Raw genomic sequence first — 14,820 nt, forward strand, 5'->3', positions numbered from 1 at the left:
GTCAATGGAGTCCACGCTGGGGCAACGGTATACCTGAAAAGCTCTGATGAATATCAAACTATGTGAGGGACAGGTTATGCTTTCAACGCCTCAGCGTCCTGAAATAGACAACAATACGATAAAGTTGCAAGTGGGCATAATAGCTATGGTGCTTGCGAATGTAACGGACTTTCTTTCGGGAGGGGACATAACTTCTATAAGTGCTTCGTATCATGAGAGTGAATGGGGGCGCAATTTGTTTGTTGGGTTGCTTTTTGCGATATCTGCTTTTATGCTCGCGTACAATGGCTTTTCGCGAAAAGAGATGTTGCTTAGTAAAGTGGCGGCCGTTGCCGCATTTGGTGTTGCAACATTTCCATGCGGGTGTAATGGATATATAGAAATCATACCTCATGTGCACTATGTTTCTGCTGCTGTGATGTTTTCCATATTGGCTTATTTTTGTTACTTGTTTCGTGGGCGTGCTGAGTCCAAGGGGCATGTTGAGGCAAGGCGGCGATCGGTGATTTATACTTTCTGTGGCGTCGCAATAGTTTTGTCAATGCTGGTGATGGTTGTTGATCATGTTTTTAATGAAGCGTTGTCTGGCTTTAACTCGAGGCTTACTTTTTATTGTGAGCGGGTCGGTCTGATCGCATTCGGCATATCCTGGTTGACCGCCAGTAAGTTGCTTCCGGTCATTTCTGCGGTCGACGAGAGGACTCATCCATTTAAATAGACTTTTCAGTTGGAAAGTCACATGTTGGAATCATTAACTAAGCGGAAAGAAACGGATGTTTGACGAGCTGATATTTACCGGTGAAACGCCTGCAAAAGAGGGTGCCTATGCCGGTGGTGGGGCCTGCCTGCCCACGGAGCTGGCTTGGCCCTGTTCGCCTGATGGAGTGCCGCTGACACACCTGGTGGCCTTTCCTGGACGTTGGTTTTCAGAGGCCCTGATCGATAGGAGTTATTGGGTTTCGGTTTTTGTACCGTACTTGCCGGGCGAGGTCGGCCACTATCGAAAGTTGCGTGCCGTCCAGGGACGCTCGCAAGCGGTTGTCATGGGCTATGTTCGAGCCGGTTCCGAGCGGAATGAGGCTGTTCAGCCGATTTCAGATCGCGGGGCGGTACGGCTGGGGGTGAACCGCGACGTGGATGATGACGAGAACCTGGCCTCGAAGCTGGATGGCGTGGACGCTTGGCTGCAGGCGCCTGTTTCAGCGGAGGCAGGGCGCAGAAGGGTATCCATTTATGGGGGCGATCTGGATAGAGCGCTGCCTGAGCACAAAGGCGTGCTTTCGGATGGCATGGGGTATCTGTTTCTGGATGAGGATTTTTCAGAGCGGATAGGCGCGGGGATTGGTCGGTTTTTTTTGCAGTTGGGGTAGGGGAGATGGCGCTATCGAAAGCAACGGCCAGGCCAGCGATTTTCGCTGAAAGGGCGTTTGACTGCGTGAACGGGCGCTGCTCGAACAATGCCAGCTGAGATGCTTCTAGATCGACGGAGAGGGCCAATGCTCTATCCCTTGGTCGGGGCCTGACCTAAGTATCTGTGGCCCTTGGCGGCTAACCGTTTGGACTCACCTGTGTCGATGCTTTGTCGTTTGGGCTGACCGCTTTTGGTCAGAAGTTGCCTGTCGTGCTGACCGCCTGTTGTTGACCGAGGTAAGCATTGACGTAAAATCGCCGCCCCAAAAAATCAGCTTGCATAGCGAGAAGGAGCTTCGATGCAACGGGTGATGATTGTTGGTCAACCTGGATCAGGCAAAAGCACTTTGGCGCGTGAGCTTGGTCAGCGCACGGGCTTGCCGGTCGTTCATATCGACACTATCCACTGGCAGCCAGGGTGGATCGAACGAAGCCCGGACGAAAAGACGCGGCTTTGTCTCGATGTAGAGGCTCGAGATCGCTGGATATTCGAAGGTGGCCATTCAGCCACTTGGGACAACCGGGTGGCCCGTGCCGATCTTTTGATATGGATTGATCGTTCGGCGACGCTTCGATTCTTGCGCGTACTGCGCAGAACGCTGCTCCAACGCGGTCAGTCTCGGCCCGACTTGCCGGAGAACTGCCCCGAGCTGCTGGCGAACCTGCCGGAGTTTTTTAGATTCATGTGGCGGACGAAAAAATCAGCGCGAGAAAAAATGCAGCAACTTGTAGCAACAGCGCCATCAGCTTGCCTCGTGGTTTGTCTGCGGTCTAATCGGGATATCGGCATTTTTCTCGCGAGTATGGGAAGTGCGACTGTCCAAGCTCTGCAGGATTGATCGACGGTTGACTGACTGCGGAAACTGCCGCTTACGAGCGGCAGCTCCTGGCCGATTGTTGCCTGTCACGATCGGCCGCAATCGATCCATAGCAGACGTTTTCGCGCGTCGAATGCAGAGGGCTCAGCTTCTATATTTCAGCGCCTCCACCAATGCAGAAAAGGCGGGAGACGCTTGTCGCCTGTTCGGGTAATACAAATGGTAACCCTGAAACTCAGGGCACCAGTCGGCCAAGACTTCTTTGAGCCGGCCGTCAGCCAGATAGGGTGCTACCAATTCCTCTGGTACGTAGGCCAAGCCAACGCCATCAACGGCGGCATTGAGTACGTGCATGATGCTGTTGAAAACAAGTTGTCCATCTGCCTTGACGGTAAAAGCCTGGCCATTACTTTCAAATTCCCATGCGTAGATCGCCCCTGATGGTCTGTGTCGGATATTCACACAGTCATGCCCGGTCAGCTCATGGGGGGTTGTTGGTGCCGGGTTGCGTTCGAAATATTCTGGAGAGCCCACTACAGCCAACCGCCAATCTGGGCCTATGCGAACGGCGATCATGTCTTTGCTGATCGATTCGCCCATGCGAATGCCAGCATCGAATCGTTCCTCGACCACGTTGGTGAATCCATAGTCGATGTAGAACTCCAGTGTGATATCCGGGTAGCTCTTCAGGAAGCTTGCAAGCATTGGCCGAATGCACAACTCAATCTGATCATCAGTACAGGAAATACGAATCGTGCCACTGGGCTTGTCCCGCAGCTCGCCCAGCGCTTCAAGCTCGGCGGTGATCTGATCAAAAAGCGGAGCGATCGAGCGCATCAATCTTTCTCCCGCCTCTGTGGGCGACACATTGCGTGTCGTGCGGGCCAGCAGTCGTATCCCCAGTCTTTGTTCAAGTGCCCGGATCGTATGACTCAGCGCAGAGGGAGTAATGCCCAGTTTAGCGGCGGCTTTCGTAAAGCTTTGATCTCGCGCCACCGCAAGAAAAGCTTGGAGATCGTTGACTTTAGTACTGGCCATTGCTGAGTTTTTCTCAAAACCACATGAAGATTACGCCTACTAATCAAGATATTTCGAATCCGTCAAGCTCTGTCACATATCTGGAACGGAGTACTGATGATGAGCGAGACACCTGTAACCCTCCTCGAAGCTGCAGAAGCCTTGAACTCTCCAGGGCTTGATCGGCGCGCATTCGTAAAGGCCAGCGACGTCAGCATTGCGGCCCTGGGCGTCCTTTCAGTCGCAGGCGGTGCTGCCTTAGCAACTGACTCGAAAAGCGCTGTGAGCGCGCCGGAAGGCGCCAACAATTTTTACAAAAGTGACAAGGTCACTGTGCAAAAGGTGACCTTCAAGAGCTCATACAGTCTTCAAATTGTGGGCAATCTTGTAACGCCCAAAAATCTGGATAGAAACGCTAAAACGCCTGCAATTGTTTGATGAGAGGTTTTTGAATGACGGCTCAAGTATTCGACACCCCGGCAGGTGAGGCCCTCGGCACGCCGGAGACTGGTGAACTGCCGGCTTACTGGAGTGGCATCTTTGCGATGACACTGTGCGTATTCGCGTTGATCGCCTCGGAGTTCATGCCTGTCAGTTTGCTCACGCCGATTGCATCGGATCTGCAAATCAGTGAAGGACTGGCCGGGTATGGGATCGCCATCTCCGGCGCCTTCGCGGTGCTGACAAGCCTTGCGATTTCCAGGCTAGTGGGTTCAATGGACCGCAAGACGCTGTTGCTTGTACTGACCGGGATTATGTGTGTGTCGGGGCTGGTGGTCGGTCTGGCGCCGAACTATACGGTGTACATGATTGGTCGTGCGCTGATCGGCGTGGTGATCGGTGGATTCTGGTCGATGTCGGCGGCAATGGCCATGCGCCTGGTACCTGCCCATAGCGTGACCAAGGCTCTGGCAATCTTCAACGGCGGCAATGCTTTGGCAACCGTAGTGGCCGCTCCGCTGGGAAGCTATCTGGGGAGTGTCATCGGTTGGCGGGGTGCTTTTTTCTGCCTTATTCCGGTAGCGATTATCGCGTTGATCTGGCAGTGGATCAGCCTGCCAGCCATGGCGCCGGCGCCGCGCAAACCGGGCGCTGGCAATGTCTTCCGATTGTTTAAGAGCCCATTGGTCAGTTTCGGCATGTTGAGTGTGGGCATTTTCTTCATGGGGCAGTTTGTATTGTTCACCTATCTGCGCCCGTTCCTGGAAACCGTCACAGGTGCAGATGTATCCCTGTTGTCGATGGTCCTGCTGGTCATCGGCGTGGCGGGTTTTGTCGGGACCGTTCTGATCGGCACTTTCCTGAAAACCGGAATGTACCGCGTCCTGGTCTGCATTCCACTCTTGATGGCCGCGATTGCACTTTCTTTGATTGTCCTTGGCGGCAAAGTCGTGGCAGCTTTTGTACTGCTTGGGCTGTGGGGCCTGATCGCGACGGCGGCACCTGTGGGGTGGTGGTCGTGGTTGGCCAAGGCGCTGCCCAAGGATGCTGAAGCCGGTGGCGGCTTGATGGTGGCAGTCATTCAGCTATCCATTGCGCTGGGCTCTACCCTCGGTGGGCTGCTGTTCGACGGCAGCGGTTATCGCATGACATTTCTCGCAAGCTCTGTCTTGCTGGTACTCGCGGCAGTGATGGCCTTTTTCACATCGCGAAACCAGGTTTAATAGAAGGCAGACTGAGTAAGGCAGGCAACTGTCCACAATTTGTAAGATCGGATTTGATCCAACATCCGCTATTGGCCGTTTTCAACCACTTTTTAAAAACTTCTTTCCCTCTAAAAAACAAATCACCGTCCCCATTTGAAGCGCTCCGCGCCGCCCAGCAGTACGGAGCGCAACGCATCAGGCTTGCAGCCGCCGGCCCATCACACCCAACAGGGCGCAACTGTCACGCAGCACGATTGCCGCTGCGTTGGAGATCTGTTGCAGATTGGCGTCGTCAGCATTCCCCGGCTCTGCGCGGGAGAGGCTTTCCAGCAGTTGAGTCATGGCCAGTAAAGGTGCCGCACCCTTGGCATGTAGCACGTCCAATGGTGCGGTCTTGCTTATGAAACAGAGCCCCCGTCCGGGCGGCGCATTTTCAATGCCTTCCCCAGCACAACAATTCCCTCTCGTAGGAGTCGGCTTGCCGGCGAAGAGGGCGGTCTGGTCGTGCGCGGAATAAAGACAGTTCAGCGTTGTCCGGTCGGCTGTCTTCGCCGGCAAGCCGGCTCCTACAACGTTCGCGCGTTCCTCTTGTGAATGAAGCTTTTATGACAAAAGTTCGGTAGCACATGGCCACGCACGTCTTGGGTATGTAACGCGCTTGAGGGGGCCGCCAGGCCACTTTTTTAAGCCGAGGCGGGACGCCGGGAGTGAGGCTATGGGGACTATGGAACGCTACTCGAAAGTGGGCATGCAGGAGCTGGATCAACGGCTGTCGAAGATCGTCGAGGCGGCGCGCAAGAAGCCGGTGTCGGTCTATCGCTACGGCGCGCCGTGGGTCTGGATCGTCTCCCAGGATGACTGGCAGGGTGCCTTGAAGGAGGTGGCCAGCTATATCCCGCCGGGGCATTCGCTGGTGCTGCTGCGTCCGCAGATCGATGAGTTGCTGGATCAGCACCGCGATCTGCTCCAGGGCCTCAATGCCGAGCCCGGCATGCTGATCGCGCCGCGTACGGTGATGCACATTCTGTTGTTGCAGTTGCTGTATTCGGTGCCCAGCGAGCAGCAGCTGTATGAACAGCTCAGTTACAACCTGTTGTTCCGTTGGTTCGTCGGTCTGGATCTGAACCAGAAGGTCTGGAGCTTCAGTGTCCTGAGTCGTGATATCGCCACGCTGTTGAACAACCCGCGGGCGGTGCAGTTGATCCAGAAAATCATCGGTGAAGTGTTTTGCGGCGCTCTGCTGCAAATGCCCGAGTTCTCGCTGAATTTTGCGCTGTTGCACACCTGGCTGGCGCGCCACGAAAACACCTCGATCAGCAGCAATTGAAGCGGCCAAACGCTGTGCAGACGGCGACGGCAATGCGCGTACGCGCGCCAATTTTCAGTTTTTTAGGGGGCGGTGTGGAGCATCTGGGCAAATCAGGGCGACCCGGCAGTGGCGGGCGCTGGTGGCCGTTGTGCGGCTGGTTGACGCTGGCGGCGCTGGTGCCGGCGGTGCAGGGCGAGGAGGGTGAACCGGTCCCGGTCGAGGCCACGGCTGCGGCGCGGTTGGTGGACGTCAATGAGTACTTCGTGCGCGGCAATACGGTGCTCGATGCCCGGGCCATCGAGGAGGCGGTGTATCCCTTCCTTGGCCCGCAGAAGGCCCTGGCCGATATCGAAGGCGCCCGGGATGCGCTGCAGAAGGTCTATCAGGAGCGCGGCTACCAGTCGGTGTTCGTCGAGCTGCCGGAGCAGAAGGTCGAGGACGGTATCGTTTATCTGCAGGTCAGTGAAACCAAGGTCGGTCGGGTGCGGGTGGTGGGGGCCAAGCATTACTCGCCGGTGGAGATCCGCGATCAGGTGCCGGCGCTCAAAGAAGGCGAGGTGCCGGATTTTGCCACGGTGCAGACCCAGCTGGCCGGGCTCAATCGTGGCGCCGGGCGTCAGGTCATGCCGCTGGTGCGTGAAGGCCAGCGCCCGGGGACCATGGATGTGGACCTGCAAGTGGAAGACCAGAATCCCTGGCACGCCAGCGTCGGCCTGAACAACGACTACAGCGCCGACACCGAGAAGCTGCGCACGGTGGTCAACGTCGGCTACGACAACCTCTGGCAGTTGGGCCACAGCATTTCCCTGACCTATTTCACCGCGCCCCAGGACACCGACAACGCCAAGGTCTGGTCCGGTTCCTACACCGCGCCGCTGAGCGATCGCTGGGCCCTGCAGTTCTCCGGTTACCAGTCCGACAGCAACATCGCCACCATCGGTGGCAGCAACGTGCTGGGCAAGGGCCATTCCTACGGGGTGTCGGCGATCTACACCTTGCCCGCCGCAGGTAGCTGGGCCAACTCGTTGTCGGTGGGGGTGGACTTCAAGGACTTCGAGGAAGAGATGCGCTTTGGCCGCAGCAGCGACCAGATTCCGTTGAAGTACGCCCCGGTGACCTTTGGCTACAACGGCTACCGCTACAGCGAAAAGTCCCAGCTGGGCCTGGGCCTGAACCTGATCATCGGCACCCGGCGCTTTTTCGGCTACGGCAGCGACGCCGAGGAGTTTCAGTACAAGCGCGACGAGGCCAGCGCCAGTTTCTCGGTGCTCAAGGGCGACCTGAATTTCACCTACACCTTCGCCAACGACTGGCAGTCGGCGTCCAAGACCGCCTTCCAGCTGGCCTCGGGGCCGCTGGTGTCCAACGAGCAGTATTCCGCCGGTGGCTCCACTTCGGTGCGCGGCTATCTGGCCGCCGAGCGCACCGGGGATGAGGGCTACCTGTTCTCCCAGGAGCTGCGCACGCCGTCCCTGGCCAAGTTCCTCGGCAGCTATGTGCAGGAGTGGCGCTTCTACGCCTTTGCCGAAGGCGCGCACCTGTCCCTGCACGACCCGCTGCCCGAGCAGGAAGACCAATACAGCCTGGCCAGTGTCGGCCTGGGCACCCGCGCCAGTTTGAGCAAGTGGCTGTCCGGCAGCCTCGACTGGGGCTACCCGCTCAAGGATGGCCCCAACACCCAGAAATACGACCCGCGCCTGCACTTCAGTGTGCAAGCGACGTTCTGACTTTACGGAGACCCTTCACATGCAACGCTTATTCCTGAGCCTGTTGATCTGCCTGGGCTTCGTGCTCCCGGCCACGGCCCATGCCTGGTGGCAGGACGACTGGCATTACCGCAAGCAGATCAGCGTGGACACCACCCCGCAAGGCGCCGCCATCAATGAAGCCCTGGGCCGCACCGCGTTGCTGGTGCGCCTGCACACCGGCAACTTCACCTTCGACGGGGTCAAGGAAGACGGCGCCGACCTGCGCTTTGTCGCCGCCGATGACAAGACCCTGCTCAATCACCAGATCGAAAGCTTCGACCCGCTGATGGGCATGGCGTTGATCTGGGTCGATGTGCCCAAGGTCGAAGGCGGCCAGCGTCAGGACATCTGGATGTACTACGGCAACCAGAAGGCCCCGAGCACCGCCAACGGCCAGCTGACCTTCGACCCCAGCTACACCGCGATCTACCACTTCGACGGCAGCAACGGCACCCCGGCCAAGGACACCACCGCCTACGGCAACACCGCGCAGAACGCCACCGGCGCGGCGATTGACGGGGTCATCGGCCGGGCCTTGCAGTTCAGCGGCCAGCCGCTGCTGCTGCCGGCCAGCCCGTCGCTGCAGCACAACGCCGGCGGCGCCTTCACCTTCAGCGCCTGGGTGCGCCTGGATCAGGCCAGCGGCGAACAACTGCTGCTGGCTCGCCGCGAAGGCGCCGGCAGCTTGCTGATCGGCATCAACCAGGGCATGCCCTTCGTCGAAGTGGACGGCCAGCGCGCCGCCTCCACTCAGCCGCTGAACCCGGGGCAATGGCAGCACCTGGCCCTGAGCGGCGAGGGCAGCCGGCTGGCGCTGTACGTCAATGGCCGCGAGACCGCGAGCCTGGCCCAGGCCATTCCCACCTTCAATTCGCCATTGGCCATCGGTGCCGATTTGCCGGCGGCCGCCGGGGTCGAGGCCGGCCATTTCCAGCCGTTCACCGGGGCCCTGGACGAGCTGCGCCTGTCCAAGGTGGCGCGTCCGGCGGCGCTGATCCTGGCCGATGCCAGCGCCCAGGGCGCCGAGTCGAAGCTGGTGGTCTACGGCGTCGATGAAGAACAGTCGGGCTTCGGTTTCGGCAGCCTGGGTTTCCTGCTCAAGGCGGTGCCGGTGGATGCCTGGGTGATCATCCTGGTGCTGGTGGGGATGATGATCCAGTCCTGGGTGATCATGCTGCGCAAGAACCGCATGGTCAGCCGGGTCAGCGCTGCCAATGCGCTGTTCCGCGAGCAGTTCGCCAAGGTCGGCACGCGCCTGGAGATGTTCGCCGACGATCAGGTCCTGGCCAGTCGCCTGGAGCACTCCTCGCTGTGGCGCCTGTACCTGGTGGCGGTGAAAGAGATCCGCACCCGCCGCGAGCAGGGCGCCGATACCTCCTCGGTGTCGGCGGCCACCATCGAGGCCATCCGCTGCTCCATGGATGGCGTGCGCACCCGGGAAAACCAGCAACTGAGTTCCAAGCTCTCGACCCTGTCCAACGCCATTGCCGGCGGTCCCTACATCGGCCTGTTGGGCACGGTGCTGGGGATCATGGTGGTGTTCCTCGGCACCGCCATGGCCGGTGACGTCAACATCAACGCCATCGCACCGGGCATGGCCGCGGCCTTGCTGGCCACCGCCATGGGCCTGTTCGTCGCGATTCCGGCGCTGTTTGGCTACAACCGCCTGATCACCCGCAACAAGGAAGTCGGCGCCGACATGCGGGTGTTCGTCGACGAGTTCATCACCCGGTTGGCGGAGCTGCATGGCGAGAGCCAGCACAGCGAGAACGCCCACTGGCGGGTCAGTCACAGCAACGCGTCGGTTCCGGCCTGAGGAGAACTGCCATGGCTTCCGTGAACGCCTCCCATGACGACGAAGACGATGCCGCCGTCGACAGCATCAACATCACGCCCCTGGTGGACGTGCTGATGGTGGTGCTGGTGATGTTCATCCTCACCGCCACCGCCCAGGTCTCGGGCATCCAGATCCACTTGCCCAAGGCCAGTGCCTCGGTGTCGCTCTCCGAGGCCAAGACCAAGGCCATTTCGGTGAACGATGGCGGCCAGGTGTTCCTCGACGCCTACCCGGTGACCCTGGGCGAGCTGGAAGAGCGCCTGCGCATCGAGAAGGCGCAGAACCCGGACTTCCCGATCATCGTCCGTGGCGATGCCACGGTGCAGTACCAGAAGGTCATCGAAGTCCTCGACCTGCTGCGCCGCCTGGAGTTGTCCCAGGTCGGCCTGGTCACCGGCAAACCGAGCCAGGGCTGAGCCATGAGCGCACATCAACCGTTCGAGCTGCCGCCGGTACAGAACAAGCCGCGCGCCCTGCGCCTGCTCAAGTGGGGCGCGGGGCTGCTGCTGGGTGCCGTGGCGGCCTGGCTGCTGTGGCAGTGGGCCAATGACATGGCCGGGGTGCGCCGGGAAGCGCCGAAGGTGCCGACCATCATCCCGCTGCCGCCTCCGCCGCCTCCACCCCCACCGCCGCCGGAGAAACCCAAGGAGCCGGAGCCGGTGGAAGAAAAGATCCCGGAGCCCGAACCCACGCCCACCCCGGAGGAGGTCAAGCCGGAGGAGGAAGCACCGCCATCGCCGGCGGACGATCTGGCCAACCCGATGCAGATCGATGGCGACGCCCAGTCCGGCAACGACGGCTTCAACGTCGGTGCCGGCAAGGGCGGCGGCATGGCCGGCGCCGGTGGCGGCGGGCTGGGCACCGGGACCTACAAGCAGTACCTGGCGGCGACCTTCCAGCGCGCGCTGCGCGAGGACCCGGAGCTGCGCAAGAAGGCTTATGCGCTGCAGGTGGACCTGTGGCTGGGCGCCGACGGGCAGGTGACCCGCGCCGAGCTGGCCGGCTCCAGTGGCAACCCCGAGACCGACCAGCAAGTGCTGGCGGCGCTGCGGGCCACGCCGCGCCTGAAAGAGCGCATGCCGGCCTCCCTGACTTTGCCGGTACGCCTGTCCCTCAAGGGCCGGCGACCGGAATGAGCGAACCCCTATTTGCAGTTTCTACAGGAGTTGTGTGCAGATGATTTCCACCGTGAATCGATTGACCCTGGCGCTCGGCATGGTCGCCCTGACCCTGGCCGGACAGGCCACGGCCGCCGCGGCCGCGCCCTCGGAGAACGCCACGATCAACCTGATCCGTCTGTTGGTGCAGCAGGGGGTATTGAAGCAGGAGCAGGCCGACGGGCTGATCGCCCAGGCCGAGAAAGAAGCCCAGCAGGCCCGCGCGGCCACCGCCGTGGCGGCAACCGGCCCGGCTGCGGCGCCCGGTGATGTGCGGGTGCAATACGTGCCGGCCATCGTCCGCGACCAGATCCGCGATCAGGTCAAGGCCGAGGTCATGGCCACCGCCAAGCAGGAAAACTGGGCCCAGCCCAACACCTTCCCGGACTGGATCTCGCGCATCAGCTTCGACGGCGACATCCGCCTGCGCGACGAGTCGCGGTTCTTCGCCGACAACAACAGCAACGAGCTCGTCGACTACGCCAAGCTCAACGACAGTGGCCCCTACGACGTCAACAAGGACACCAACAGCAAGCTGCCGCCGCTGCTCAACACCCGCGAGGACCGCGACAACCTGTTCCGCCTGCGCGCGCGCCTGGGGATGAAGGCGGTGATCTCGCCGGAATGGACCGCCGGCATCCGCATCGGCACCGGCTCGGACAACAACCCGGTGTCCACCACCCAGACCCTGGGCGGCGGCTTTGGCAAGAAGGACATCTGGCTCGACCAGGGCTACCTGACCTGGAAGGCCACCCAGGACCTGACCCTGACCGGCGGGCGGATCGCCAACCCGTTCTATTCCACCGACATGCTGTATTCCAACGACCTGAACTTCGACGGCGTGGCGGCGCTGTTCAACCACAAGCTCAGCAGCGACTGGGGCCTGTTCGGCACCCTCGGCGTATTCCCGGTGGAGTACACCAACGACACCGCCACCAGCAACGGCTTCGACAAGAACGAGAGCGACACCAAGTGGCTGTTCGGCGGGCAGATCGGCGCCAACTGGAAGATCAACCGCAGCAACAGCCTCAAAGGCGCCTTGGCCTACTACCGTTTCGACGACATCGAAGGCCAGCGCTCCAGCCCTTGTGCGCCTTGGGCCGGGGCCCCGGGCTGCGACACCGACGGCTCGCGCGTCGCCTTCATGCAGAAGGGCAACAGCGTGTTCCTGCTGCGCGACATCACCCCCAACCCGGCCACCCCGGGCCTGACCCCGCAGCCGCAGTTCGTCGGCCTGGCCTCGAAGTTCGACGTGCTCGACCTGAACCTGGCCTGGGACACCGAATTGCCGGACGACCTGCGCCTGCGCAGCCAGACCAACTTCATTCGCAACCTGGCCTACGACAAGGGCGAGATGCTCAAGCGCAGCGAGGGCGAGATCGTCAACAACATCAACAGCCAGGGCCAGTTCGAAAGCGGCGGCAATGCGCTGATGGTGCAGTTCACCCTGGGCAACGCCCTGGAAATGAAGAAGGCCGGGGACTGGAACCTGCTGGCTGGCTACAAGTACATCCAGCCCGACGCCTTGCCCGACGGCTTCAACGACTCCTCGTTCCACCTGGGGGGCACCAACGCCAAGGGCTATTTCCTGGGCGGCAACTACGGCATCGACAAGAACATCTACGCCACGGCCCGCTACATGAGCGCCTCGGAAGTCTACGGGCCGCGCTACGAGGTGGACGTGATGCAGCTTGAACTCAACACGCGCTTCTAAGCGTCAGGAGGAAGGTTATGAACAGCCGAGCGAGGGCAGGGGCGGCGAGCCTGTTGCTGGTCTGGGGCGTGCTGGCCAGTGTCGGCGCCAGTGCCGAAGGCATGGAGGAGCGCCTGCGCACCCAGTTGCGCAGCACCACCCAGCAGCTGCAGGCCCTGCAAAGCGAACAGGCCCAGGCCGCGGCGGCGCGGGTCGCCGCCGAGAACGCGGCCAGGGAGGCCCAGGCCCAGGTCAAGCAACTGACGGCCGAGCTGGCCAAGACCCGTGGTGTGGCAGAGCAGTTGGCCGGCCAGCAGCAGAGCCTGCACAACCAGGCCCAGGCCCAGGCGGCCGCCAGCAGCGAGCAACTGGGCAAGTTCAAGAAGGCCTATGAGGACCTGCTGGTGCTGGCCCGGGGCAAGGAGGCCGAACGGGCCAGATTGCAGGCGCAATTGAGCGAGCGTGACACACAAGTGCAGCAATGTGCGGTCAAGAATCAGCAGATGTACGGCATCGCCAAACAGATTCTGGCGGCCTACGAAAAAATCGATGTGGCTGAGCTGGTGAAAATCCGCCAGCCCTTCGCCGGCAGCGCCCGGGTCAAGTTCGAGGAACTGGCCCAGGGCTTTGGCGACGAGCTTTACCAGACCCAGTTCGACGCCCCCCGGGCGGCGAGCACCCACTGATCACCAGGGAAGAGATGACCATGACCTTGATTAACAGCGTCACCACCGAAAGCCTCACCGACCTGCTGCAAGGCGCCGGCTACCGGGTCAACCAGACCGAACAGAACGGCATCGTGCAACTGCTCAGCGCCAGCCAGGGCATCGGCTACGCCGTGCGCTTCGGTAACCCGGGCAGCGAAGCCGGGCACTACGTGGACTTCACCTACAGCTGCGCGCTGCGGGTGCAGGGCGAATTGCCGGCCGGGCTGGCGGAACTGTGGAACGCCTCACGGCGCTTTGCCCGGCTGTCGCTGCAGGGCGAATTCCTGGTGATGGAGATGGACGTGGTGGTGGCCGGCGTCGGCGAGACCCACCTGCGCAGCCAGCTGGAGCTGTGGGATCGGTTGCTGCAGGAGTTCATCGTCTACCTGCGCGAATACAGCCAGCAGGCGGCCCAGTTGCAGGCGCAGGCCGAAGCGCCCCAGGCGGCGCAAAGCCAACCCCGGGAAGAGGCGGCCACCCTGTGAAAAAGCCCACCCTGGTGGTCGGTGCCGGGGCACTGACCTTGCTCGGCCTGGCGTTGGGCCTGGCCCTGCGCCCGGGCAATGACCCGGTGGCGGCGCAGCAGCCGGCCCCGACCCCGCTGCAACAACAACTGGCGTCTACGCCCGCTGTGGCGCGCCTAGGCAATCAGCAGGTGGCGGCCGAGGAGCTCAAGCGCCTGTTCGCCAGCCTGCCCGAGGAATCCCGGGGGCAATTGCGCGGCAATCGCCCGGCGCTGGAAGCCTGGATTCGTTCACGGCTGGCGGAAAAGGCCGTGCTGGAGCAGGCCGATGCCCAGGGCTGGCGCCAGCGCCCGGAGGTGGAGCAGCAGACCCGCGCCGCCACCGAACAGATCGTGTTTCGCGACTATCTGCAGTCGGTCAGCCAGGTGCCGGCGGACTACCCCAGCCCGGCGGAGTTGCAGCAGGCCTATGACAGAGGCAAGTCGGCGTGGATGACACCGCCGTTGTACCGGGTCAGCCAGATCTTCCTCGGGGTCGCCGAGCCCCAGGCGGCCGAGCAGGTACGCCGCCAGGCGCAGGAGCTGAGCCGCAAGGCCCAGGCCGCGCCGGGGGAGTTTGCCGCCTTGGCGGCGCAGTACTCCCAGGACCGGGACAGCGCCCAGCGCGGTGGCGACTCCGGCCTGCAGCCCTTGCAGCAACTGCTGCCGGAGGTGCGCAGCGCGGTGGCCCGGCTCAAGGTGGGCGGGGTGTCCGAGGTGGTGCAGAGCGCGGCGGGTTTCCACGTGCTCAAGCTCACCGAACAGCAGCCGGCACGGACTGCCAGCCTGGACGAACTGCGTGATCGCCTGACCCAGGCCCTGCGCGCCCAGCGCCAGGAGCAGATCGCCAAGGCCTACCTGGAAGGCATGCTCAACACTGCGACCCTGAGCATCGATGGCGCGGTGTTGAACCAGGTCCTGGAGGACAAGCTGTAGGAGCTGGCTTGCCAGCGAAGGCGATCTCACAGGCCCCTTC

16 protein-coding genes are annotated in these 14,820 nt (G+C 61.6%); 14 read left to right on the top strand and 2 right to left on the bottom strand.

From position 1 onward, the window contains the following. Window positions 1-46 precede the first annotated feature (46 nt). From PFLCHA0_RS31230 to PFLCHA0_RS31235, 3 genes are all read left to right on the top strand, one after another. The gene (locus PFLCHA0_RS31230) at window positions 47-718 is read left to right on the top strand and encodes a DUF998 domain-containing protein (protein ID WP_230493596.1); all 672 of its coding nucleotides are present in this window, start codon (window positions 47-49) and stop codon (window positions 716-718) included. 55 nt (window positions 719-773) lie between these two features. Continuing rightward, window positions 774-1,370, top strand: a complete 597-nt coding sequence (locus PFLCHA0_RS14365; RefSeq protein WP_041752224.1) for a hypothetical protein — start codon at window positions 774-776, stop codon at window positions 1,368-1,370. 339 nt (window positions 1,371-1,709) lie between these two features. Further along, window positions 1,710-2,249 (top strand): P-loop NTPase family protein, encoded by a 540-nt coding sequence (locus tag PFLCHA0_RS31235; protein ID WP_065363949.1) that lies wholly within the window; start codon window positions 1,710-1,712, stop codon window positions 2,247-2,249. Between the two features lie 123 nt (window positions 2,250-2,372). Here PFLCHA0_RS31235 and PFLCHA0_RS14370 read toward each other — a convergent pair whose 3' ends face one another. After that, window positions 2,373-3,266, bottom strand: coding sequence for a LysR family transcriptional regulator (locus tag PFLCHA0_RS14370; RefSeq protein WP_041752226.1), 894 nt, complete (start codon window positions 3,264-3,266; stop codon window positions 2,373-2,375). 99 nt (window positions 3,267-3,365) lie between these two features. On the opposite strand from PFLCHA0_RS14370, the gene PFLCHA0_RS14375 reads away from it, so the two are divergent. Then, window positions 3,366-3,683 carry a hypothetical protein gene (locus PFLCHA0_RS14375; protein ID WP_230493597.1) on the top strand — a complete coding sequence of 106 codons (318 nt, stop codon included), beginning with the start codon at window positions 3,366-3,368 and terminating at the stop codon, window positions 3,681-3,683. A gap of 14 nt (window positions 3,684-3,697) precedes the next feature. Continuing rightward, a complete protein-coding gene (locus PFLCHA0_RS14380) occupies window positions 3,698-4,909 on the top strand; it encodes an MFS transporter (protein ID WP_015635478.1) in 1,212 nt (403 codons plus the stop codon). A 177-nt stretch (window positions 4,910-5,086) separates the two neighbouring features. Here PFLCHA0_RS14380 and PFLCHA0_RS14385 read toward each other — a convergent pair whose 3' ends face one another. After that, window positions 5,087-5,275: a short-chain dehydrogenase gene (locus PFLCHA0_RS14385; protein ID WP_375154140.1), complete on the bottom strand. Its 189-nt coding sequence runs from the start codon at window positions 5,273-5,275 to the stop codon at window positions 5,087-5,089. Window positions 5,276-5,615: 340 nt separating this feature from the next. On the opposite strand from PFLCHA0_RS14385, the gene PFLCHA0_RS14390 reads away from it, so the two are divergent. The 9 genes from PFLCHA0_RS14390 to PFLCHA0_RS14430 all read left to right on the top strand — a co-directional run bounded on the left by PFLCHA0_RS14390 (window position 5,616) and on the right by PFLCHA0_RS14430 (window position 14,780). Further along, complete coding sequence (locus PFLCHA0_RS14390; RefSeq protein WP_019093945.1) at window positions 5,616-6,218, top strand: transposase; 603 nt, start codon at window positions 5,616-5,618, stop codon at window positions 6,216-6,218. Between the two features lie 74 nt (window positions 6,219-6,292). Next, window positions 6,293-7,927: a ShlB/FhaC/HecB family hemolysin secretion/activation protein gene (locus tag PFLCHA0_RS14395; protein ID WP_375154139.1), complete on the top strand. Its 1,635-nt coding sequence runs from the start codon at window positions 6,293-6,295 to the stop codon at window positions 7,925-7,927. A 19-nt stretch (window positions 7,928-7,946) separates the two neighbouring features. Continuing rightward, the gene (locus tag PFLCHA0_RS14400; RefSeq protein ID WP_015635482.1) at window positions 7,947-9,764 is read left to right on the top strand and encodes a DUF2341 domain-containing protein; all 1,818 of its coding nucleotides are present in this window, start codon (window positions 7,947-7,949) and stop codon (window positions 9,762-9,764) included. 11 nt (window positions 9,765-9,775) lie between these two features. Further along, a complete protein-coding gene (locus tag PFLCHA0_RS14405) occupies window positions 9,776-10,201 on the top strand; it encodes an ExbD/TolR family protein (RefSeq protein ID WP_011061113.1) in 426 nt (141 codons plus the stop codon). 3 nt (window positions 10,202-10,204) lie between these two features. Next, a complete protein-coding gene (locus tag PFLCHA0_RS14410) occupies window positions 10,205-10,921 on the top strand; it encodes an energy transducer TonB family protein (protein ID WP_011061114.1) in 717 nt (238 codons plus the stop codon). A gap of 40 nt (window positions 10,922-10,961) precedes the next feature. Continuing rightward, on the top strand, window positions 10,962-12,656 hold the full coding sequence (locus tag PFLCHA0_RS14415) for a putative porin (protein WP_015635483.1): 1,695 nt from the start codon (window positions 10,962-10,964) through the stop codon (window positions 12,654-12,656). A 17-nt stretch (window positions 12,657-12,673) separates the two neighbouring features. Continuing rightward, complete coding sequence (locus PFLCHA0_RS14420) at window positions 12,674-13,321, top strand: hypothetical protein (RefSeq protein WP_015635484.1); 648 nt, start codon at window positions 12,674-12,676, stop codon at window positions 13,319-13,321. A 20-nt stretch (window positions 13,322-13,341) separates the two neighbouring features. Continuing rightward, entirely contained in the window at window positions 13,342-13,827 is a 486-nt protein-coding gene (locus PFLCHA0_RS14425) for a YbjN domain-containing protein (RefSeq protein ID WP_011061117.1), read from the top strand. Continuing rightward, a complete protein-coding gene (locus tag PFLCHA0_RS14430; protein ID WP_015635486.1) occupies window positions 13,824-14,780 on the top strand; it encodes a peptidylprolyl isomerase in 957 nt (318 codons plus the stop codon). Before PFLCHA0_RS14425 ends, PFLCHA0_RS14430 begins: the two co-directional genes overlap by 4 nt. The last annotated feature ends 40 nt before the right edge of the window (window positions 14,781-14,820 follow it).

Source organism: Pseudomonas protegens CHA0 (assembly GCF_000397205.1).
Lineage (GTDB): Bacteria > Pseudomonadota > Gammaproteobacteria > Pseudomonadales > Pseudomonadaceae > Aquipseudomonas > Aquipseudomonas protegens.

Coding starts and splice junctions, on each gene's coding strand:
- PFLCHA0_RS14420 (WP_015635484.1), top strand. CDS start 12,674: ATGAACAGCCGAGCGAGGGCAGGGGCGGCGAGCCTGTTGCTGGTCTGG.
- PFLCHA0_RS14390 (WP_019093945.1), top strand. CDS start 5,616: ATGGAACGCTACTCGAAAGTGGGCATGCAGGAGCTGGATCAACGGCTG.
- PFLCHA0_RS14425 (WP_011061117.1), top strand. CDS start 13,342: ATGACCTTGATTAACAGCGTCACCACCGAAAGCCTCACCGACCTGCTG.
- PFLCHA0_RS31230 (WP_230493596.1), top strand. CDS start 47: ATGAATATCAAACTATGTGAGGGACAGGTTATGCTTTCAACGCCTCAG.
- PFLCHA0_RS31235 (WP_065363949.1), top strand. CDS start 1,710: ATGCAACGGGTGATGATTGTTGGTCAACCTGGATCAGGCAAAAGCACT.
- PFLCHA0_RS14405 (WP_011061113.1), top strand. CDS start 9,776: ATGGCTTCCGTGAACGCCTCCCATGACGACGAAGACGATGCCGCCGTC.
- PFLCHA0_RS14370 (WP_041752226.1), bottom strand. CDS start 3,266: ATGGCCAGTACTAAAGTCAACGATCTCCAAGCTTTTCTTGCGGTGGCG.
- PFLCHA0_RS14410 (WP_011061114.1), top strand. CDS start 10,205: ATGAGCGCACATCAACCGTTCGAGCTGCCGCCGGTACAGAACAAGCCG.
- PFLCHA0_RS14400 (WP_015635482.1), top strand. CDS start 7,947: ATGCAACGCTTATTCCTGAGCCTGTTGATCTGCCTGGGCTTCGTGCTC.
- PFLCHA0_RS14365 (WP_041752224.1), top strand. CDS start 774: ATGTTTGACGAGCTGATATTTACCGGTGAAACGCCTGCAAAAGAGGGT.
- PFLCHA0_RS14375 (WP_230493597.1), top strand. CDS start 3,366: ATGAGCGAGACACCTGTAACCCTCCTCGAAGCTGCAGAAGCCTTGAAC.
- PFLCHA0_RS14415 (WP_015635483.1), top strand. CDS start 10,962: ATGATTTCCACCGTGAATCGATTGACCCTGGCGCTCGGCATGGTCGCC.
- PFLCHA0_RS14380 (WP_015635478.1), top strand. CDS start 3,698: ATGACGGCTCAAGTATTCGACACCCCGGCAGGTGAGGCCCTCGGCACG.